This window comes from Acuticoccus sp. MNP-M23, from assembly GCF_031195445.1.
Lineage (GTDB): Bacteria > Pseudomonadota > Alphaproteobacteria > Rhizobiales > Amorphaceae > Acuticoccus.
On record NZ_CP133480.1, the window covers coordinates 1,536,587 to 1,557,108 of the forward strand.

Here is a 20,522-nt window from a genome sequence, read left to right on the forward strand (position 1 = left end):
GGTCAGGCCGCGGCCGACACGTCGTCATCCGCGCGAAGGCCCAGAAGATGGCACAGCGCAAAGACGAGGTCGGCACGGTTCATGGTGTAGAAATGGAAGCGGTCGACGCCGCGGTTCATCAGGTCGAACGCCTGATCGGCGGCAATGTGAGCGGCCACGAGGCGCCGCGTTTCGGCGTCGTCCTCCAGCCCCTCGAAGCGGTGGGCAAGGGTCGCGGGGATCGACGCGCCGCACATGTCGGCAAAGCGCTTGACCTGCGCGAACGAGTGGATCGGAACGATGCCCGGCACCACGGGAATGGTGATGCCACGCGCCGCGACCCGCTCGCGGAAGGCGTCGAACAGGTCGTTGTCGAAGAAGAATTGCGTGATGGCACGATCCGCCCCGGCATCGGCCTTGCGGGCAAGGTTGTCGATGTCCTCTTCCCAGTTGGCCGAATCGGGATGGCGCTCCGGATAGGCCGACACCGACACCTCGAACGGCGCGATCTCCTTGATGCCGGCCACGAGGTCGGCGCTGGTGTCGTAGCCGCCCGGATGGGACTTGTAGGCGGTGCCGGGGCCATCGGGCATGTCGCCGCGCAAGGCCACGATGTGCTTGACGCCAGCGTCCCAGAAATCGCGGATCACCGCGTTCACCTCGTCACGGGTGGCGCCGACGCAGGTGAGGTGCGCCGCTGCCTTCAGCGGCGTTTCCTCCACAATACGCTTGACCGTGCGGATGGTGCGTTCACGGGTGGACCCGCCCGCGCCATAGGTGACGGACACGAACTCCGGAGACAACGGCGCCAGCTTCTGGACCGTGGCCCACAGCGTTTCTTCCATCTTCTCGGTCTTGGGAGGAAAAAATTCGAACGAGACCGTGGGGGCTGTCATGCCAAAGCACCTTCGTTGATACGCAGATCGTCGGAAATCATGCGGCGGTCGCGCGCAAACCACAGGGTCACGGTCAGCTCATTGCCACGGCCGGGAAGGTCGATCACCTCCACCGCGTCCAGATTGGCAGCCTGAAGCCAGCCCTCCATTTCGCCGCGGCCGATGCCGAGGCGCCTGTGTTGCGCTTCCGCGCGCAGGATCTCCAGCGCATGGGGAGCGAAATCGACAATCAGCAGCGCACCGCCGGGACTGACCATGCGGCCAGCCTCCGCCACGGCACGGGCCGGATCGTCGAGGTAGTGGAGGACCTGGTGGATGACCACCAGGTCAAACGCGTCGCGCGGCTGCGACAGCGTGTAGATATCGTCCTGCGCAAGGCGGACGTTGGCGATGCCTGCTGCGTCGAGGTTCGCCCTGGCAACGGCCAGCATGGCGGCGCTGGCATCGACGCCCACGGCCCGGTCGGCGCGTCCGGCGAGGAGTTCCAGAACGCGGCCCGTGCCGGTGCCCACATCCAGGAGCGTGCGGATGCGACTGGTGCCGGCGAGCCCGCAGATGGCGGCCTCCACCTCGGTGTCCGGCACGTGCAGGGTGCGCAGGTGGTCCCAGACGCGGGCGTTGGCAGCGAAGTAGCTGGCGGCGGCTTCCGCGTTGGCGCGGCGGGTGGCGGTGCGGCGCTCACGGTCGCGGGCGACGGCGGGGTCGTCCCTGTCCAGCATCGCCAGCACCTGCGCTGCGGGGCAGGGTCCGTCGTTCTCATCGGCCAGCCGATAGAATGCCCAGGCGCCCTCGGTGGATCGGGTGACGAGCCCGGCGTCGGCCAGAAGTTTGAGATGGCGCGAGATCCGCGGCTGGGACTGGCCGAGAATGGTGGTCAGATCCTTCACGGTCAGTTCGGAGTCCGCGAGAAGAGCGAGGATCCGCAGGCGCGTGGTTTCGCCCGCCGCCCTCAGGGCAGCCACGAGCGCATCATGACCAAGGTTTGGCCCGGCGCGGGACTGATTGTACCGGTCCACCATCACGCGAAATCGCCATATAAAGATTTCTTTATAGCTTTATCGTGATCCGCCGGTGTGATGTCAACCGCAGGCCCGCAGCCTCTCTCGCAGGATGTCAGGAAACCGAGCGCCGCCACCCCGCATTGCGGGGGCCTACAGTTCATGCCCAGCCGGGGCACTGGCCCCGGCCACTTGCCGCGCTAGCTGCGCGGCGCGGCGTACACGGTGATGCGCAGGCCGGTGAAGCTGTTGGTGTTCGGCCAGGCGTTCACGGCGGCAAAGCCGGAGGGTGCGCCGAGAAAACCGTCAGCCAGCAGAAGCCCGCCCTTGGCCGCACCGTCTTCATCCGGCGCGGAGAGGGTCGCGAACGTGCTGTCCGCCATCCCTCGTGTGTTGCCGATCAGCACCGGGCTGGCGCCGCGCACCTTGGTGAACGAAGCCTTCAGGATCGGCGCACCGGCTGATGCCGGGGGCGCCAACGTCGCGGCGGCGGCCGGCGGCACGGCGTTGGTTGCGGGGCGCGAAATCAGGGCTGCAGCCGCGCTTTGGGGCGTGCCGCTCTGGCCGAGCGCGCCGGTGCTGTCAGCAAAGCCGAGCGCGGTGGCGGGCGCGTCGCGCAGCACTTCGGGGCGGTGAGGCGGCAGGGCTGCCAGCTGAATTTCCGCCGTGGCACTGTCCGCGTTGTCCTCGATCAGCTCGTTCAGCGCGTCGGCAGCCTTGGGATCGTCGGCATCGTCCGGCGCAGCGACCACGGCGAGACCTTCGCGTGGGGCGATCCGCGGGATCGGCGGCGGGCTGGCGTCAGCGGGCGCTTCGGTGAGCAGCGAGTTGATTTCGTCGTCCGCGCCGTTGCCCGCCGGTGCGGCAGCGGCCACGGCAACGGCCGTCAGCGGCTCGGACGGGAGGGCGACCGGGGTTACTTCAGCAGGTTCGTTGTTGCGGCGGAAGCGGCCTATCAGGCCACCCAGCGATACGCCCGGAAGCTGGCGGAAGCCCTTGTTGCCATCGCCGGTGCTGCTGCGCACGGTCGCGGCCGGCGCTGCCGCGGCAACCTGGACAGGCGCCGGTGCGGCCTTGCGCTCGGGCGCTTTCTGAACCTTGGGCCGGCGCGCGATGGCCTTTGGCTCGGGCGGCTTCACGTCTTTGCGGCCGCCGCCGAAATTGAACAGCGAGGCTAGCCCGCCGCCGCCACCACCATTGCCGCCGCGCGTGTCGAGCGACGCAAGCTTGCCCTGCTTCTCCAGCGCCTGCGCGGCGGAGTAACCGGACAGCGCCTTGCCGTTGGAAGGCAGGTGCAGGGTCTTCCCGTCGGGGAAAAGCTTCGACAGCTGGCCGCTGGACATGCGCGGCCAGGCGCGCACACTGCCGGTGTCGAAGTGTACGAACGGGCTGCCGCTGCGCGGATAATAGCCGACGCCGCCCACCTGCCGCTTCATGCCGGCAGCACGCAGCGTCGAAATCTTGACGCCCGGAATGTAAAAATCCATCGCCTTGCCGAGCATGTGCTGCGAGTTCTTCGCCACACCGCGCGAACGGCCGCGCAGCATGGAGTTGGTCGCCGGCGAACGGTAGGCAGAGACGACGCTGATCTTCTTTCCGCCGAACTGCTGCTGGACGTCCCAGATCAGGTCGAACAGCTCCGGGTCCATCTTGGTGGACTCGTTGCGGCGCCAGTCGCGCAGGAAGCGGTTGAGGTCACGCAGGCCCGCAGCGTCGTAACGGCCGTTGCGCTTGTAGACGACCTTGATGCTTTCCTTGGTGTGCGTGAAGAAAAGCTCCAGCGTGCGGGTCTGCGCCGCGGCGGGCTTTGCCGCGACGACGCCAAGAAGAACGGCCAGCACCACAAGCCCTGCGACGCGACGCAAAAAGGTCGCTGCCACAAAGGGCAAAGCAGGCGGACACCGGTCCATCGACGTTTCAAGTTTCAGCAAGCCGCCCCCTGTCAGACACATGGCCAGGGCACGCCGCAAACATGGGCGCACAGGGTTCTCTACAACGAGACTCTTGCACGAGCCTTAACCGAATTGCTCAACCTTTGAAAAGAGCCCCACGCCGCTGGTGCCGGGCTGTTGCCCCCTCGCCACACGCTGAAATAGAGTTATAGCCCCAGCGCGCGCTGGGTTCTCGCGTCAAAACCGTAGACGTCGCTGAACCGATGCAGCGCTCCACTGCTATCTGCTTCCAATGTAAAATAGCTGAGATGAACAGGAATTTTTTCGTCGAGGTTGAGCCATTTCTGCTTTCCGCCAACCATTCCCTCAACGCGTCTGCCCGACAATGAGGCGGTTTGCGACAACAGTGCCTCGGCAAACGCGAACGGCTGATCCACCCGAACGCAGCCATGGCTGAGCGCGCGCACGTCACGGCCGAACAGGCTCTTGGACGGGGTGTCGTGCAGGTAGACCGCGTGCTTGTTGGGGAACAGGAACTTGACCGCACCCAGCGCATTGCCGCGGCCGGGCTTCTGGCGGATGCGGACCTTGTGCAGCATGCCGCGGTGCCAGGACAGCGAATTGGGGTTCACCACCCTGCCGTTCACCACGGCCTCGTAGCCCTTGCGCGCAAAATAGCCGCCGGGGTTTGCACGGATGCCGCCCAGCATCTCGTTGGCGGCAATGGAGATCGGCACGTTCCAGTATGGATTGACCACAATGTGCTCGATCCTGTCCGAGAACAGCGGCGTCGGATGGCCGGTGGCGCCGACAATCACCTTGCCGTCATAAATGGTCTTGCCATCGGTGTTCACGCGGACGCGGTACGCAGGAATGTTCACGGTCACATTGTGGCGGCCGAGGTCGCGCGGCATCCAGCGCCAGCGCTCCATGTTGGAAATCAGCGAATCGGTGGGGTCGCCGACAATGCCCTCGTCGAGGTGGGTGATGGTGCGCGGGCCGACGATGCCATCCGCCGAAAGACCGCGCGAGCGCTGGTATTCGCGCACGGCGTCTTCCAGTCCGGCGTCGAACGCCTCCGGATTTTCGCCGCGCATCACGGTGGCGCCCAACCGGCGGCGCAGCAGCGCGACACGCACCTCCTTCGTGCCGCGCTTGAGCGCCGGTCCCCTGCCCACCGGGATCGGGCCTTCGCTCCCGCTTTCCAGCGCAACGCGCAGACGGTCGCGCAGGGCGATGAATTGCGGATGTTCGGGATGCAGCCTTTCCAGAAGGCGCGGTACGTCGCCGGTCCGGGCCAGGAGCCGCAGGAACCGCGCTTCGTTGAGCTTCGGCGGTTCGATGGTCATGATTTGCGACACGGCCTGCGGGTCGAGCCGGCCGGAGAAGGAATCGTTGGCATAGCGCAGCGCTGCCTCGGTCAGCGATACGTCGACCGCAGCATCGGACAGGCCGCTCGCCTCGGCGGTGGGAACGAAATAGTCCGCCGGGTCGAGACCGTCTCCCGCGGCCTCCGCCAGCCGGGCGCGCAGGTCCGCCGCCTTTTCGGCCGTCCACACCGGCGCAAAGCCGCGACGTTCGTAAAATTCGGAGACGGCAAAGCTGACATCCACCATCGCTTCGCGCGAAATCGCCTCCGCCAGCGTCAGCGGTACGGCGGCGGGCAGCGCAAAGCCATCGAGGCTTGCGACTGTCACCCCGTTCATGGGCGAAAGCCGTGGGATCGGCACTTCCGCCGCCACCGGAACCGCGCCGACACCCATTGCGGCGAAAAGCACGCCGGCCTTAATCCATTTCGTCATTGCGATACCCAACACCGACTCTCATCTTAGGGGGAGGCAATCCCCCGCGCCTTGCCATACCATCGCGTCGGCACCCCAAGATTAATGCCGCGCAATTTTGACCGCAGAGCCGAAAGAGATTCATGCGCACGCCCGCAAATTTGCCACACGACACCGCCGAACGCGCCCACGCCGCAACCCGCCTCGGCAAGCTCCCCGAATGGGACCTGACCGACCTTTATGCCGGGCCCGACGATCCTGTGCTTACCGGCGATCTCAAGGCGCTGGCCGACGACGCGCGCGCCTTCGAGGCCCAGTACAAGGGCAAGCTCGGTGATCTGCTGGCGGCGCCGGATGGCGGCAAGGCGCTCACCGCGGCGCTGAAGCACTACGAGGGACTGGAGGACCGCGCCGGCCGGATCGGCTCCTACGCCGGCCTGCTCTACGCGACCGACACCACCAACCCGGTCTACGCCAAGGCCTACGGCGACATTGCCGACAAGCTGACCACGCTCAGCGCCCACCTCCTCTTCTTCGGCCTGGAGCTGAACCGGGTCGACGACGGCGTGATGGACACGGCGCTGACGGACGCGGATGCGGCCCGCTACACCCCCTTCATCGACGATCTGCGCAAGGAACGGCCCTACCAGCTCTCCGATGACATCGAGCGCCTGTTCCTCGACAAGGCGGTCTCGTCCCGCAACGGCTGGTCTCGCCTGTTCGACGAGACCATCGCCGCCATCCGCGTCGACATGGGCGACAAAGAGAAGGTGACGCTGGAGGAGGCGCTGAACGCGCTGCTGGACAGCGACGAAGCCACCCGCAAGCGCGCCGCCGAGGGCATCGCTGCCGGGCTCAAGGGCAACGAGCGGACCTTCGCGCTGATCACCAACACCCTCGCCAAGGACAAGGAAGTGTCCGACCGCTGGCGCGGCTTCAAGGATGTGGCCGACTCCCGTCACCTCGCGAACCGCGTGGAGGCCGAGGTGGTGGACGCGCTCGTCACCGCCGTGCAGGACGCCTACCCGCGCCTGTCGCACCGCTACTACAAGCTCAAGGCCAAGTGGTTCGGCAAGGACCAGCTCGACACCTGGGACCGCAACGCACCCCTGCCCGATTCGGACGACCGAACGATCGCCTGGCCGGACGCGCAGGAGATGGTGCTCTCCGCATACGGCGATTTTTCGCCCGAGCTGTCGGATCTCGCCAAGCGCTTCTTCGACAATGCCTGGATCGACGCGCCGACCCGCCCCGGCAAGGCGCCCGGCGCGTTCGCGCACCCGACCGTCCCCTCCTCGCACCCCTACGTTCTCCTGAACTACCAGGGCCGGTCGCGCGATGTGATGACGCTCGCCCACGAGCTTGGCCACGGCGTCCACCAGCTTCTCGCGGCCCCCAACGGCGCGCTGATGGCACCGACGCCCCTGACGCTGGCCGAAACCGCCTCCGTGTTCGGCGAGATGCTGACCTTCCGCCGCCTGCTCGACGCGGCGCCCGATGCCGCCACCCGCCGCACCATGCTGGCGGCCAAGGTGGAGGACATGATCAACACCGTGGTTCGGCAGATCGCGTTCTACACCTTCGAGCGGCGGGTCCACACCGAGCGGCGCGAGGGTGAGCTGACCGTTGAGCGGCTCGGCGAGATCTGGCTCAAGGTGCAGGAGGAGAGCCTTGGCGATGCCGTGCGGATCAACGACGGCTACGAGATCTTCTGGTCCTACATCCCGCACTTCATCAACGCGCCGTTCTATGTCTACGCCTACGCGTTCGGCGACTGCCTGGTGAACTCGCTCTACGGCGTCTACGAAAAGAACCCCGAAGGCTTTGCGGACAAGTATTTCGCGCTGCTGGCCGCCGGTGGCACCAAGCACCACTCCGAGCTTCTGGCCCCGTTCGGCCTCGATGCGCGCGATCCGGCCTTCTGGCAGACCGGCCTTTCCGTCATCGAAGGGCTGATCGACGAGCTGGAAGCCGCCGACGCCGCCGCAGCCTGATGCCCGGCGCGGGCGCGGCGGATCGTCCGCGCCCGCGCCACACCCCCTACGCGGGGCGCCACCGGCCGTTCACCATCGCCATGGCGCCGCTGGATCCAGCCAATTGGCTGGAAATCGACGAGAACCGCGAGGCGGAACTGGCCGAACGGGCCGCGATCTTCGCCGCAGAGCCGGACGCCTTCATGGCGGCGCGGGGCACTCTGGCGGCGCAGGAGGAGGCGGCGGACCGGGTTGCCGCCTTTCTCGCCACTGGCGGCATTTTGCCGGGCCCCTCCACCTTGCCGCACACGCCGCCGCTTCTGGCCGCGGCCCATAGCGTGCAGGAAGACCTCGTGCTGATGCGGCGCGGGCCGGACGGCGAGTGGCGTCTGGCAGCGGCCGCACTCGCCTACCCTTCGGCCTGGATTCTGGCGGAAAAATTCGGCCAGCCGATGGACGCCATTCACACCGACGTGCCGGGCTGGGCGGGGCCGATGGCAACGCGCGTCCACCGCATATTCGATGCGCTCAAGGTTGGCGCGCCGGTATGGCGGCTGAACTGGTCGATCCAGCGCGGGGGCGGTCTGCGCGATGCCCGCTCCAAGCACCGGCCTGCGCCGCCGCCCCCGCCGGATGCACCCGCCCTCATCCGCGTCGAGCGCCAGACCCTGACACGGCTGCCCGTCAGTCAGGACCTGCTGTTCACCATCAAGGTCTGCCTCGACCCTCTGGCGGCCCTCTCCGCTCACCCGGACGGCCCGCATCTGGCCGGAGCGCTCGCCGCACGCCTGCGCGGCCTCTCCGCCGACGAACTCGCCTACAAGAACCTCGCGCCCGCCCGAGACGATCTGGCCGCCGAGCTGGAAAATCTGGCTGGCAGTGCGCCTGCGTGAGCGCGCGACAGCCGGGAAATTGCGGACCGCCAGAACGCAGACCACCCTGCGCACGACGCGCGGCATGCCCCGTGAGCCGTATGTCGCAGAAGCCCTCCGGTAGCTTGCCGGAATTGCGCAAACAGACCATTCGTGAATATCGCCGGGCACCACCTGGTGCGCTCAACCGGCGCTGAACGCGCGGCCGCAGACAATCCAGACGAGCCGCCCGTGCGGCAGGAAGGCATGGCCCATGCACAAGACTGCGCTCATCACCGGCGCTGCCCACCGCATCGGCCGGGCCATTGCGACGGACCTTGCCGCGCACGGCTACGACATCGCGATCCACGCCAACCGCTCGGTGGATGCCGCCCGCGACCTGTCCGAAAGGCTGGCCCGCGACCACGGGGTCGCAACCACCGTCCTCACCGGCGACCTTGCGGACCCGGCGGACGTGGAAGCGCTGGTGCCGGCCGCCATTGACGCACTCGGCCCTTTGTCCCTTCTCGTCAACAACGCTTCACAGTTCGCGCCGGACGATGCGCAGTCGCTGGCGAGCCCGCTGTGGCGCTCGCACATGGCCATCAACGCGGAAGCGCCGGCACGGCTGACATCCGCGCTGGCCGCACAGACGGACAGTCCCGGCCTGTCCCGCCTTGCGGTCAACATCATCGACCAGCGTGTCTGGAAACCGACGCCGCGCTATCTCAGCTACAGCGCCTCAAAGGCGGCGCTGTGGTGGCTGACACGCACCATGGCGCAAGCTCTGGCCCCGGATGTGCGCGTCAACGCCATTGCACCCGGACCGACGCTGAAGGCTGCCAGCCAGACCGACGCGGATTTCGGCGCCATCGTGGCCGCCGTCCCGCTCGGGAAAGCCCCGGACCTTGCCGATTTCGGCCGCACCGTCCGCTACCTGCACGGTGCGCAATCGATCACCGGGCAGATGCTCGCCCTCGATGGCGGCCAGCACCTGTCGTGGCAGACACCCGACGCTGTCATCAACGAGTAGTTGAGGCAGCGCGAGACCCGTTCAGCGCAGCGAGAATTGCTGCTGCTCCCGCTGCAGCGCAAAGCTGTCCCGCGTGCGGTCGAGCACGGTCTGCAAGTGCTCGAAAATCATCTCGATTTCGTCCGGCGTGTAGGCGTAGGACGATGGATTCGACAGATTTCTGACGCGGCGCAGAGTGGTCTCGACGTTGCGAACGCGCCGGACCGCTGCTTCACGAAACTTGTCCTGCTTTTCGTTTTGATTCATTTTCATTGCAATCCACCAGAGATCTAACAATCTGCAGTTCAAATAAAAAACAATACGCCCCCAGGTTGTCAACCATACATTGCAGTTTTTGTATAATCGAAAGCCGGAGAACCTTCCCATCCCGCGCGACCGGCACGCAGACGGGAAGATTTGAAGAGCCAATAATCCAAATTTTTTCAGCAGTTTAGAGGGATATTGTGCCGACCGCGCCGCCGTCGACACGCCAGTTGGCACCCACCACAAAACTCGCCCGCTCGGATGCCAGCAATGCAATCACAGGGGCGACTTCCTCAACCTCACCGCGACGTTTCAGCGCCAGATACGGACGTTCCTCGGCCAGAAACACCTCAACCGCCTCGTCCACGCTGATGCCGCGTTCCTTGGCGAGCTTTTCCATCATTCCATCCGTCATCGGCGTCTTGATGAATGCAGGGGCAACGCAGTTGGCAAGCAGCCCCTTGCCGGCATGCTGCATCGAGACCGACTTGGCAAAGCTGGCAATCCCCACCTTCGCCACGTTGTAGACCGACTCGTCCGGATAGGGCTGCGCGGCATTTTCGGAGGTGACGAACACCATCCGCCCCCAACCCTTCTCTATCATCGCAGGCCCGTAAAGCCGGGCCATCCGCACCGCTGACATGAAGTCGATCTGGTGCGCCTCGTCCCAGTCCTCGTCTTTCATTTCCAGCGGATCGCCCTTCGCGCCGGTCACGCCCGCGGCATGGATCAAGATGTCCACATCGCCGGTTTTCTTGTAAAGTTCCTCGGCGCCGGGCGTTGTCGAAAGGTCTGCTGCAATGCCGTCCACGCCGAGCTTCTTTGCAGCCTTCGTCACCGCATCCTCGTCGAGATCGGTGAGGATGACAGTCGCGCCTTCGGCCACCAGAATGTCCGCCGTGGCAAGGCCGAGCCCGCCGCTGCCACCTGTGATGATGGCGCGCCGTCCGTTGAGCTTGAGGTCCATGTGCTTGTTACTCCGAGAAATCCTGTGCGGAGAAGCACCAGTGCGGCAATGACGTTCCACCTTGCGGGGTGCGGTCAATTGCAGCCGGGCCGCTGGTGCGCCAGATAGAGGGCATGGAAGAGATCACCCGCATCAAGGACGCGCCGCAGTCGGGATCGGACCGCGAGATCTTCGAGGAGGTGCGCTTTCGCCGCTCCGATATCCGCGCCACCGGCTTCGAGCTGATCACGGAAACCGTGCGCCACCTGCCCAATGCCCCCGGCGTCTACCGGATGCTGGATGAGGCGGGCGACGTGCTTTACGTGGGCAAGGCGCGCAACCTGAAAAAGCGGGTGGTGAACTACTCGCGTCCCATCGGCCTGTCAGCGCGGCTGATGAGCATGGTCAACCGCACGGTGGCGATGGAGTTCGTCACCACCAGCACGGAATCCGAGGCGCTGCTGCTCGAAGCGAACCTCATCAAGCGCTTTCGCCCGCGCTACAATGTGCTGCTGCGGGACGACAAGTCCTTCCCCTACATCCTGCTCACGGGCGAGCACGAGGCACCGCAGATCCTCAAGCACCGCGGCGCCCACTCGCGCAAGGGCACCTATTTCGGCCCGTTCGCCTCGGCCGGCGCGGTGGACCGCACCATCAACGCGCTGCAGAAATCATTCCTGATCCGCTCCTGCTCGGACAGCGTCTACGATTCGCGCACGCGCCCGTGCCTCCTGTGGCAGATCAAGCGCTGCTCGGCGCCGTGCACCCGCGAGGTGTCGCTGGAGGACTATGCGGCGCTGGTCGCCGAAACCAAGGCGTTCCTCTCCGGCAGATCCAAGGCGATCCGCACCAAACTTGCCGACGAAATGGAGGAAGCCTCCGAGAAGATGGAGTTCGAGCGGGCGGCCGTGATCCGCGACCGGCTGGCCTCCCTCTCCCACGTCGACAGCCACCAGGGCATCAACGCCCAGGGCATCGACGAGGCGGACGTGTTCGCCGTCTACCAGGATGGCGGGGAGACCTGCGTGCAGGTGTTCTTCTTCCGCACCGGGCAGAACTGGGGCAACCGCGCCTTCTTCCCGCGCGACGAGGGGCTTGATGCACCCGAGGTGCTGGAGACCTTTCTGGCGCAGTTCTATGACGACAAACCCGTCCCCCGCACGATCTTCCTGTCCCACGATCCGGCGGAGCGCGGCCTGCTGGCCGAGGCGTTCACCCAGAAGGCGGGGCGCAAGGTGGAGGTTTCGGTGCCCCAGCGCGGCACCAAGCGCGAGCTGGTGGACCATGCGCTGACCAATGCGCGCGAGGCGCTCGGCCGGCGGCTGGCGGACAAGCAGAGTCAGGGCAAGCTTCTGTCCGGCCTTGCCGAAACATTCGGCCTCGCGGCGCCGCCGATGCGCGTGGAGGTCTACGACAACTCTCACATCATGGGCACCAACGCGGTCGGCGGAATGATTGTCGCGGGGCCGGAGGGTTTCTCCAAGCAGCACTACCGCAAGTTCAACATCAAGTCGCAGGAGATCACGCCGGGAGATGATTTCGGCATGATGCACGAGGTGCTGACCCGCCGCTTTGCCCGGCTTTTGAAGGAAGCGCCGCGCGAGGGACAGTCCGCAGAACGCGACACCATGGGCCCGTGGCCGGACCTGGTGCTGATCGACGGCGGCGCCGGGCAGCTCGCCGCGGCACTCGGCGTTCTGGAAGAACTGGGCATCAAGGACGTGCCCATGGTCGGTGTCGCCAAAGGCGTCGACCGCGATGCGGGACGGGAGGAATTTCACGTTCCAGGAAAAAAACCCTTCCGTCTGCCACCGCGCGATCCGGTGCTCTATTTCATCCAGCGGCTGCGCGATGAGGCGCACCGCTTTGCCATCGGCACCCATCGCGCCAAACGGAAAAAAGCGTTTACGGCCAATCCATTGGATGAAATCCAAGGCGTTGGCGCGGCGCGCAAGCGGGCGCTCCTGAAGCATTTCGGCACGGCCAAGGCCGTGTCCAAAGCTGGCGTCGGCGACCTGATAGAGGTGGACGGCATCTCGGAAAGCGTCGCAAAAAGGGTATATGACCATTTTCACGCGGCAAACGCACCGGCATCCCGATGACTGATGACACAAACGAAGGCGCCATGGCGCATCGCAAGGACCCAGTCTCCCAGGAGGGTTCGACACAGGTTCCACCCCCGCTGGACGGGCTCCCCGGCGGCAATTTACGCCCGGCCTCGGCCGATACTCCGGAACCGCCCGAGATGGCGGCCGACACCGAGCCTGGCCTGCCGGAGACCGCACTCGACAACCACCCGGCCGATGAGGCCGACACCTCGGACGAAGCCGACCGGATTCCCGAACCCGCCGTCGTCGCAACGCCGCCGGCTGCAACGCCCGAAGTAGTGACCCCGGCGGAACCCGCGCAGCCCGCCCAAACCGCACCGCCCGCAGCAGCTGCACCGGCTCCCGCGGCCACCCCGCCTGCGGCCACCGCCCCGGCAGCGGCCACCGCCCCGGCGGCGGCACCCCCGGCGGCCACCCCGCCCGCGCCAGCTGCGGCAAAGCGCCCCCATGGAGGCCCAACCTATCCGTCGCTGTTCTCCCACATGACGCTGCCGAACATTCTCACCGTGTTCCGCGGGCTCGCGATCTTCGTGCTGCTGGTCATTCTGCTCTGGCCGTGGGGCGTAAACCTCACGCTGGCACTGGTGGTGTTCGCGCTCGCCGCCATCACCGACTGGCTGGACGGCCGCATCGCGCGCTCCTGGAACCTGACCAGCGATCTCGGCCGGATGATGGACTCCATCGCCGACAAGCTGCTGATCGCCGTCACGATGCTGGCGCTGTGCGCCATCGGCCTGATCGACGGGCTGAACGTGATTGCCGCCGCGCTCATTCTGGCGCGGGAAATTGCCATGTCCGGCTACCGGGAGCATCTGGCGGGCAAGGGCATCGTGGTGCCGCCCTCAATGGCGGGCAAATGGAAGACCACGTTCCAGATGGTGGCGCTGGCCGCGCTGATGGCCGCCCCGCTGGCGCCGTTCCCCACCGTTGCGCGGGTGGCGGCGCTCCTCATCCTGTGGGCGGCCATGCTGATGACCATCTCCAGCTTCGTGCAATACGTGATGGAGACGCCGAAGGAGGCGTTCGAGGAAGAATGAAGGTCAAGTATTTCGCCTGGGTGCGCGAGCGGATCGGTCACGCGGAGGACGACATCGTCCTGCCGCCCGACGTCACCACAGCGCACGAGCTGATCCTCCACCTGAAGGGCAAGGGCGAGGAATACGCCCATGCCCTGGAGCGTGACGCGTTCATCCGCGTCGCCGCAGACCACCGCCACGTGGCACACGACACGCCCATCCGCGATGCCGGCGAGATTGCCCTTTTTCCGCCGATGACCGGTGGCTGACGCCCCGCCCCGCTTTCATGTCGGCGTGCTGGACGGCCCGCTCGACCCTGCGGCATGGCTGGCCGAAATATCGCCGCGCGATCACACCGGCGCGGTGGTCACGTTCAGCGGCTATTGCCGGGGCGAGGGCGGGCGGATCACTGCGCTGGAGCTGGAGCATTATCCTGGCATGGCGGAGGCCGAGATGCAGCGCATCGCGGAGGCTGCCATGGCGCGCTGGCCGCTCGACGGCGTTCTCGCGGTTCACCGCACCGGCGTTGTCGCGGTGGGTGAACCCATCGTTCTGGTGGCGGCAGGCTCGGCCCACCGCGACGCCGCCTTCGAGGCCGCCCGCTTCGTGATGGATTTCCTGAAGACCGACGCGCCGTTCTGGAAGCGCGAACATCTGGCGGACGGCACAAAGGGCGAGTGGATCGAGGCAAAGAGCGCCGACGATGCCGCCCGCGCCCGCTGGGCCTGAGCCAGCGCCTTCAAAGGTTGAACCCGAGTTGAGCACCAACGACAACGCCGCCCCGCCGGGCCTCACCTACGAGACATTCCAGGCCATGATGCCGGAGGCTTCCGCGGCCCTCCTTGCCATGGGCAAGGCGGTGGACGACGCAGGCCTTTCCAGGGAACTGACCGAACTCGTCAAGCTGCGCATCTCGCAGATCAACGGCTGCGCCTTCTGCATTGCGCTGCATCTGGGCATTGCGCGCCGCATCGGCATCGACGATGCGAAGGTGGCCAGCATTGAAGGATGGCAGCACGGCGCGCTGTTTTCGCCGCGCGAGAAGGCGGCGCTCGCCTTTGCCGAGCACCTGACCGGAATGCGCGCGGGAACCGGCTCACGCCAGGCATTTGCCGCATTGCTCGCGCATTTTTCGCAGGAGGAGGCGGTGCAGCTGACGGTGGCGATCGCCAACATCAATACCTGGAACCGGATTTCCGGCGGGCTCGGGTTCTTGCCGCCGAAGGGGTGATGGCGCGGGGCGACCGCGCCATCAGGTGTCAGCGGTCCGAGGCAGGGGCCACCGCAATCAGCCCGAACACATAGGCAAGCACGGCCTTTTGCGCGTGGATGCGATTTTCCGCCTCGTCGAACACGGCCGACTGGGGGCCGTCCATCACCGCATCCGTCACTTCCTCGTTGCGGTGCGCGGGGAGGCAGTGGAGGAACACGGCGCCGGGCGCTGCCGCCGCCATCAGGTCATCGTTCACCTGGTAGGGCATGAGCAACTTCAGCCGGCGAGCCTCGTCCTCGTCGCCCATGGAGGCGAAGCAGTCGGCCGCCACAACGTCGGCGCCGTCCACCGCCTCGCGCGGGTCGGTGGAAACGAAAACGTCGGCCCCGGCGGCACGCGCGGCCTCCACCACATCGTCCGGCACGGCAAGCTCCGGCGGCGTCGCGATGCGCATGCGGAAGCCCAGCGGGCCGGCAGCCTCCAGGAAGGTTGCCGTCATGTTGTTGCCGTCGCCGACCCAGGCCACCGTGCGCGCCTCGATGGGGCCGAGGCGTTCCTCGATGGTGATGAGGTCCGCGATGATCTGGCACGGGTGCGAGCGGCGGGTAAGGCCGTTGATCACCGGCATCTCGGCATGGCGGGCGAACTCGGCGAGCGCGTCGTGGTCGAGCATGCGGATCATCACCGCGTCGACGTAGCGGGACAGGACGCGCGCCGTATCCGGCATCGATTCGCCGCGGCCGAGCTGCATCTCGCTGCCATTGGCGACGATCGTGTCGCCGCCCATTTCGCGCATGGCAAGGTCGAACGAGAAGCGCGTGCGGGTGGACGGCTTCTCGAACACCATGGCGAGCGTGCGCCCGGCGAGAACGTCGGTCCGGGGACGGGGCTTGCGCCCCTCCCCCTTGATCCGGTGTGCCTCGTCCAGAATGGCGCGAAGGGCGCCCTGCGGCTGGCTCGCAAGGTCCAGGAAGTGGATCGGCTCGCTCATTGCGGGGCCGCCGCACTCTTGGCTTCCACCGCGGTTGCCGCACGGTCGAGCATCGCCACCGCCTCGCGGATGTCCGCCTCCGTTGCCACCAGCGGCGGCAGAAGGCGGGCGGTGTTTTCGCCGGCCGGGATGACGAGCAGCCCTTCGGCGCGGGCAGCATTGGTGATGTCCGCCACCGGCGCACGGCATTTGACGCCGATCATCAGCCCCTCGCCGCGCACAGTCTCGAAAATGTCCGGATGGCTGTCCACCAGACCGGCAAGCGCCTGCTTGGCGTAAAGCCCGGTCTGCCGGACCTTTTCAAGAAAGCCGTCCTCCAGAAGCACGTCGAGCACGGCATTGCCCGCCACGCACGCAAGACGGTTGCCGCCATAGGTGGTGCCGTGGGTGCCGGGCACCATGCCCGCCGCGGCATCCGCCGTGGCAAGGCACGCGCCGAGCGGGAAGCCGCCGCCGATGCCCTTGGCCGCCGCCAGAATGTCGGGCGTGACGCCGAGCGACTGATAGGCGAACAGCGTGCCGGTGCGCCCTGCACCCGTTTGCACCTCGTCAAACACCAGGAGAAGGCCGTGCTCGTCGCACAGCGCCCGCATCTCGGCCAGCACTTCGCGCGAGACCGGGCGGATGCCGCCCTCGCCCTGGATCGGCTCGACCATGATCGCCGCCGTTTCGGGCCCGATCAGTGCCTTGACCGCTTCAATGTCATCATACGGCGCCTGGTCGAACCCGGCGAGCGGTTCGCCGAAGCCTTCCAGATATTTGGGCGAGCCGCCGGCCGCGATGGTGCCGAGCGTCCGCCCGTGGAAGGCGCCCGCCATGGTGATGATGCGGGTGCGCTCCGGGTGGCCGTTGATGAACTGGTAGCGCCGCGCGGTCTTGATCGCGGCCTCGTTGGCCTCGGCGCCCGAGTTGCAGAAGAACACGCGCTCGGCAAACGTCTCCGCCACCAAGCGCTCGCCAAGGCGGGCCTGCTCCGGAATTTCAAAGAGGTTGGACGTGTGCCACACGCCGGCGACGGCCTTCTGCATCTCCGCAACAAGGTGCGGATGCTGGTGGCCAAGGGCGGACACGGCGATGCCGGCGCCCATGTCGAGGTATCGTCGCCCGTCGGACCCGTGCAGCCAGACGCCCTCACCCGAATCAAACGAGACGGGAATACGGTTGTAGGTGGCGAACAACGCGGGTTCGGTCATAATTGTGTCGCGCTTGACGCGCTTCTCCACAGAGTTGGGGTATCTCGCCCGAAGACGAACGCGTCTTCTTCCCGATGGTTGGGGAAAAAGCAACTCTTGAGTCCATCGCGACTCGCTGACTCTAGACGCTGATTCGTCAATTCCTTTACGATTCATGAGGAACAGGAGCGCAAATGACGCGCTCCACAGCCTTCAGCCAACACGGTGGATTCCCGTGCCGTTTTCGGCGCGCCGCCTTTGGATTCCCTGTGGGCTGTTTGTGGACAGCAAGGGGACTGCGATGAGCTGGACCGACGAGCGGATCGAACAACTGCGCAAGCTCTGGGCAGAGGGGCACTCCGCGTCCCAGATCGCCGGGACGATGGGCGGTGTCACGCGCAATGCGGTGATCGGCAAGATCCACCGGCTGGGTCTGTCGGGCCGCGTGAAGACGGCGCGCCCCGCAGCCCGTCGCGCCGCACCGGCGCCCGCCACCGTCTCGCCCGCCGCCGCAGCCGCTGCGGTCCGAACGCCAAAGCCCGCTGCACAACCGCGCGTGATGGCGGCCGGCGCTGCTGCGGTGAAGGTGGTCGAGCGGGAGGTTTTCGAGCCGGCCCCCGTACCTCAGCATGTTGCCGAGGTGGTGCCCTTGCGCGGCGGAATCACGCTGACGGACCTCAGCGCCAGCACATGCCGCTGGCCCATCGGCGATCCGTCCGGCGACAATTTCAGCTTCTGCGGTGCGCGGTCCGAACCTGGCGACACCTACTGCACCGCCCACGCCGACGTGGCATTCCCCGGCCGCACCAACAAGCCGCGCAAGCCCACCGGGCGCTGACGCGGCAACCAATGAGGCGGCGGCGGCGATTGCCGGCGCCGAGCCTGAAAAGCGCCGCTCTCAGTCGGCGCCGAACCTGTCGTCGAAGGCGTAGCCGGCGCCGCGCACTGTGCGGATCGGGTCCGCCTCCTTGCCGCGCTTGAGCTGCTTGCGCAGGCGGCCGATGTGCACGTCCACCGTGCGTTCGTCCACGTAAACGTCCCGCCCCCACACGCCGTCCAGAAGCTGCTCGCGGCTGAACACGCGGCCGGGTGACTGCATCAGAAATTCAAGCAGGCGGAATTCGGTCGGCCCCAGCTTCACCTCGCGGCCGCCCCGCTGCACGCGGTGCATCGTGCGATCCAGCTCCAGGCTGCCAGCGCGCAGCATCGCCGAAACCTTTTCGGGCTTGGAGCGGCGCAGAAGGCCGCGGATGCGGGCCATCAGCTCGGGCGTCGAGAAGGGCTTGGTCACGTAGTCGTCGGCGCCGGTGGCAAGGCCGCGCACCCGCTCGGTCTCCTCGCCGCGCGCCGTCAGCATCACGATGGGCAGATGCTCGGTCTGCGGGCGGGACCGGATCCGGCGGCACAGCTCGATCCCGGACAGGCCCGGCAGCATCCAGTCGAGCACCAGAAGATCGGGCGGCTGTTCCAGAAGGCGCATCTCGGCCTCGTCGCCGCGACTGCACGAATCGACCGCATAGCCTTCCGCTTCGAGGTTGTAGCGCAGGAGAAGCACTAGCGGCTCCTCGTCTTCGACAATCATGATGCGGGGCATTATCGCGCCCCTGGACCGCACCGCATGCGCATCGCTGCCACACGGTTCAACCGCGTCGGGTCCATGCATGAACTAACCTTTGACAAAGTGTCAGCGGCCCCGGTCACCGTCAGCGCAAGCCGACGTTGCCTGTGAAATCCGCAGACAGGTAAGACGACGCGTCGGACTTTTCGCGAGCTTCCGCGGGCTGCTCGCCGGTCACGACGTAGTGGATGGCCTCGGCAATATTTGTCGCGTGATCGCCGATGCGCTCGATGTTCTTTGCGCAGAACAGGAGATGCGTGCAGAACGTGATGTTCCGCGGATTCTCCATCATGTACGTCAGCAGCTCGCGGAAGATGGAGGTGTGGATCGCGTCCACCTCGTCGTCGCGCAGGCGCACGTCCAGCGCAGCCGGCACGTCCTGGCTGGTGAACGCGTCGAGCACCGTTTTCAGCTGCTCCAGCGCAATTTCCGACATGTGCTCGATGCCGAGCGCCACGCGGGGCGGATGCGCGCTGTTCTCGATGGCCAGCAACCGCTTCGCGTTGTTCTTTGCCAGATCGCCGACCCGTTCGAGGTCGGACGAGATGCGCAGGCCCGCCACCAGCTCGCGCAGCGCCTTGCCCTCGGGCCGGTGCGCCACGATCATCTCCACCGTGTGGTTCTCCACGCTGCGCTGCATGGCGTCGAGCTTGCGGTCGGCCGCGATCACCCGGCGTGCGAGGTGCGTGTCGAGCCGCGTCAGCGCGGTCACGCTCTCCATCACCAGCTGCTCGGCCAGCCCGCCCATCTCGGCGATTTCTCCTGCCAGTCGCTGCATCTCGGTAAACTGGTCTCTTACAACAATACCCACGTCATGACTCCGTCCGCCGGACACCACGCAATGACGTGCCACGGCTGCATTCCTACCCAAACACACCAGTTATATACTGGCGTGTGCGCTCCTCTTGAGGATCATTGAAGATCTCTTCAGTTGGTCCTTCCTCGACGAGATAGCCGAGGTGGAAATAGCACGTCTTCTGGCTCACGCGCTCGGCTTGTGCCATCGAGTGCGTCACAATGACGATCGTGTAGTTCTCGCGCAGTTCGTGGATCAGCGTTTCCACGGTGCCGGTTGCGATGGGATCGAGCGCCGAACAAGGCTCGTCCATCAGGATGACTTCGGGGTTCACGGCAATGGCGCGCGCGATGCACAGGCGCTGCTGCTGGCCGCCGGACAGGCCGGTGCCCGCCTCGTTCAGCCTGTCCTTCACCTCGTTCCAAAGGCCCGCACGGCGCAGGCTCCGCTCGACGATGATGTCGAGGTCGGCCTTCTTGGTGGCTGTGCCGTGGATCTTTGGACCGTAGACGATGTTGTCGTAGATCGACTTGGGGAACGGGTTCGGCTTCTGGAACACCATGCCGACGCGGGCGCGCAGCAGCACCACGTCGAGGTCGTGGTTGTTGAGGTCCTCGTCGTCCATCTCGATCCGGCCGGTCACGCGGCACCCGTCGATGGTGTCGTTCATCCGGTTGAAGCAGCGCAGATACGTGGACTTGCCGCAGCCCGACGGGCCGATGAAGGCCGTCACCGACTTTTCGGGGATCGCCATCGAGATGTGATGGATCGCCCGCTTCTGTCCGTAGTCGACGCAGACGTCGCGCGCGTCGATCTTGGCGCGCTGCGGCTGTGCGAAGGGGCGGCGGATCGTGTCGAACACCAGATCGTGGTCGCGGGTGAACTCACCCCCCGTCTCGGCCTGTCTTTCCAGCGACGCGGCGTCATGCGCGGTGCCGTGGTCGCCGGTGCCGGTTTCGTCCGCTGTCTGGTTCATCGCAGTTTTCATGATGGTCCTCGAAGGGGTTCGTCAGGTC

General features: G+C 66.4%; 20 protein-coding genes. 9 read left to right on the forward strand and 11 right to left on the reverse strand.

Going from position 1 to position 20,522, the window contains the following annotated elements:
• Positions 1-2: 2 nt before the first annotated feature.
• The 4 genes from metF to RDV64_RS07310 all read right to left on the reverse strand — a co-directional run bounded on the left by metF (position 3) and on the right by RDV64_RS07310 (position 5,567).
• Positions 3-875, reverse strand: coding sequence for a methylenetetrahydrofolate reductase [NAD(P)H] (gene metF / locus RDV64_RS07295; RefSeq protein WP_309198610.1), 873 nt, complete (start codon positions 873-875; stop codon positions 3-5).
• On the reverse strand, positions 872-1,837 hold the full coding sequence (locus tag RDV64_RS07300; protein WP_309198611.1) for a metalloregulator ArsR/SmtB family transcription factor: 966 nt from the start codon (positions 1,835-1,837) through the stop codon (positions 872-874). Before RDV64_RS07300 ends, metF begins: the two co-directional genes overlap by 4 nt.
• A 236-nt stretch (positions 1,838-2,073) precedes the next feature.
• Positions 2,074-3,738, reverse strand: coding sequence for a DUF882 domain-containing protein (locus RDV64_RS07305; protein ID WP_375143797.1), 1,665 nt, complete (start codon positions 3,736-3,738; stop codon positions 2,074-2,076).
• A gap of 233 nt (positions 3,739-3,971) precedes the next feature.
• The gene (locus tag RDV64_RS07310; protein WP_309198612.1) at positions 3,972-5,567 is read right to left on the reverse strand and encodes a L,D-transpeptidase family protein; all 1,596 of its coding nucleotides are present in this window, start codon (positions 5,565-5,567) and stop codon (positions 3,972-3,974) included.
• Positions 5,568-5,689: 122 nt separating this feature from the next.
• On the opposite strand from RDV64_RS07310, the gene RDV64_RS07315 reads away from it, so the two are divergent.
• From RDV64_RS07315 to RDV64_RS07325, 3 genes are all read left to right on the forward strand, one after another.
• A complete protein-coding gene (locus RDV64_RS07315) occupies positions 5,690-7,540 on the forward strand; it encodes a M3 family oligoendopeptidase (RefSeq protein ID WP_309198613.1) in 1,851 nt (616 codons plus the stop codon).
• Positions 7,540-8,412 carry a DUF3445 domain-containing protein gene (locus RDV64_RS07320; RefSeq protein ID WP_309198614.1) on the forward strand — a complete coding sequence of 291 codons (873 nt, stop codon included), beginning with the start codon at positions 7,540-7,542 and terminating at the stop codon, positions 8,410-8,412. Before RDV64_RS07315 ends, RDV64_RS07320 begins: the two co-directional genes overlap by 1 nt.
• A gap of 232 nt (positions 8,413-8,644) precedes the next feature.
• Complete coding sequence (locus RDV64_RS07325) at positions 8,645-9,403, forward strand: SDR family oxidoreductase (protein ID WP_309198615.1); 759 nt, start codon at positions 8,645-8,647, stop codon at positions 9,401-9,403.
• A gap of 21 nt (positions 9,404-9,424) precedes the next feature.
• Here the strand turns inward: RDV64_RS07325 and RDV64_RS07330 are convergent, their stop codons facing one another.
• Both RDV64_RS07330 and RDV64_RS07335 read right to left on the reverse strand, forming a co-directional pair.
• Positions 9,425-9,655: a hypothetical protein gene (locus tag RDV64_RS07330; protein ID WP_309198616.1), complete on the reverse strand. Its 231-nt coding sequence runs from the start codon at positions 9,653-9,655 to the stop codon at positions 9,425-9,427.
• A gap of 178 nt (positions 9,656-9,833) precedes the next feature.
• Entirely contained in the window at positions 9,834-10,613 is a 780-nt protein-coding gene (locus RDV64_RS07335) for an SDR family oxidoreductase (RefSeq protein ID WP_309198617.1), read from the reverse strand.
• A gap of 113 nt (positions 10,614-10,726) precedes the next feature.
• On the opposite strand from RDV64_RS07335, the gene uvrC reads away from it, so the two are divergent.
• The 5 genes from uvrC (at position 10,727) to RDV64_RS07360 (ending at position 14,947) form a co-directional block, all read left to right on the forward strand.
• Positions 10,727-12,694: an excinuclease ABC subunit UvrC gene (gene uvrC, locus RDV64_RS07340; RefSeq protein WP_309198618.1), complete on the forward strand. Its 1,968-nt coding sequence runs from the start codon at positions 10,727-10,729 to the stop codon at positions 12,692-12,694.
• Positions 12,691-13,737 carry a CDP-diacylglycerol--glycerol-3-phosphate 3-phosphatidyltransferase gene (gene pgsA, locus RDV64_RS07345; RefSeq protein WP_309198619.1) on the forward strand — a complete coding sequence of 349 codons (1,047 nt, stop codon included), beginning with the start codon at positions 12,691-12,693 and terminating at the stop codon, positions 13,735-13,737. The genes uvrC and pgsA overlap by 4 nt, the downstream gene beginning before the upstream one ends.
• On the forward strand, positions 13,734-13,985 hold the full coding sequence (gene moaD, locus RDV64_RS07350; RefSeq protein ID WP_309198620.1) for a molybdopterin converting factor subunit 1: 252 nt from the start codon (positions 13,734-13,736) through the stop codon (positions 13,983-13,985). Before pgsA ends, moaD begins: the two co-directional genes overlap by 4 nt.
• Positions 13,978-14,445: a molybdenum cofactor biosynthesis protein MoaE gene (locus RDV64_RS07355; RefSeq protein WP_375143798.1), complete on the forward strand. Its 468-nt coding sequence runs from the start codon at positions 13,978-13,980 to the stop codon at positions 14,443-14,445. The genes moaD and RDV64_RS07355 overlap by 8 nt, the downstream gene beginning before the upstream one ends.
• Positions 14,446-14,533: 88 nt before the next feature.
• Positions 14,534-14,947, forward strand: coding sequence for a carboxymuconolactone decarboxylase family protein (locus RDV64_RS07360; RefSeq protein WP_309199452.1), 414 nt, complete (start codon positions 14,534-14,536; stop codon positions 14,945-14,947).
• A 28-nt stretch (positions 14,948-14,975) separates the two neighbouring features.
• Here RDV64_RS07360 and argF read toward each other — a convergent pair whose 3' ends face one another.
• Together argF and RDV64_RS07370 are read right to left on the reverse strand one after the other, a co-directional pair.
• The gene (gene argF / locus RDV64_RS07365) at positions 14,976-15,920 is read right to left on the reverse strand and encodes an ornithine carbamoyltransferase (RefSeq protein ID WP_309198621.1); all 945 of its coding nucleotides are present in this window, start codon (positions 15,918-15,920) and stop codon (positions 14,976-14,978) included.
• On the reverse strand, positions 15,917-17,113 hold the full coding sequence (locus tag RDV64_RS07370) for an aspartate aminotransferase family protein (protein ID WP_309198622.1): 1,197 nt from the start codon (positions 17,111-17,113) through the stop codon (positions 15,917-15,919). The genes argF and RDV64_RS07370 overlap by 4 nt, the downstream gene beginning before the upstream one ends.
• Positions 17,114-17,393: 280 nt before the next feature.
• Here RDV64_RS07370 and RDV64_RS07375 point away from each other — a divergent pair, with 280 nt between their 5' ends.
• Entirely contained in the window at positions 17,394-17,930 is a 537-nt protein-coding gene (locus RDV64_RS07375) for a GcrA family cell cycle regulator (protein WP_309198623.1), read from the forward strand.
• 60 nt (positions 17,931-17,990) lie between these two features.
• On the opposite strand, the gene phoB is transcribed toward RDV64_RS07375, so the two are convergent.
• The 3 genes from phoB to pstB form a co-directional block, all read right to left on the reverse strand.
• Complete coding sequence (gene phoB / locus RDV64_RS07380; RefSeq protein WP_309198624.1) at positions 17,991-18,686, reverse strand: phosphate regulon transcriptional regulator PhoB; 696 nt, start codon at positions 18,684-18,686, stop codon at positions 17,991-17,993.
• A 109-nt stretch (positions 18,687-18,795) separates the two neighbouring features.
• Complete coding sequence (gene phoU, locus RDV64_RS07385; RefSeq protein ID WP_375143814.1) at positions 18,796-19,488, reverse strand: phosphate signaling complex protein PhoU; 693 nt, start codon at positions 19,486-19,488, stop codon at positions 18,796-18,798.
• An 85-nt stretch (positions 19,489-19,573) separates the two neighbouring features.
• Complete coding sequence (pstB, locus tag RDV64_RS07390; RefSeq protein WP_309198626.1) at positions 19,574-20,494, reverse strand: phosphate ABC transporter ATP-binding protein PstB; 921 nt, start codon at positions 20,492-20,494, stop codon at positions 19,574-19,576.
• Positions 20,495-20,522 lie beyond the last annotated feature (28 nt).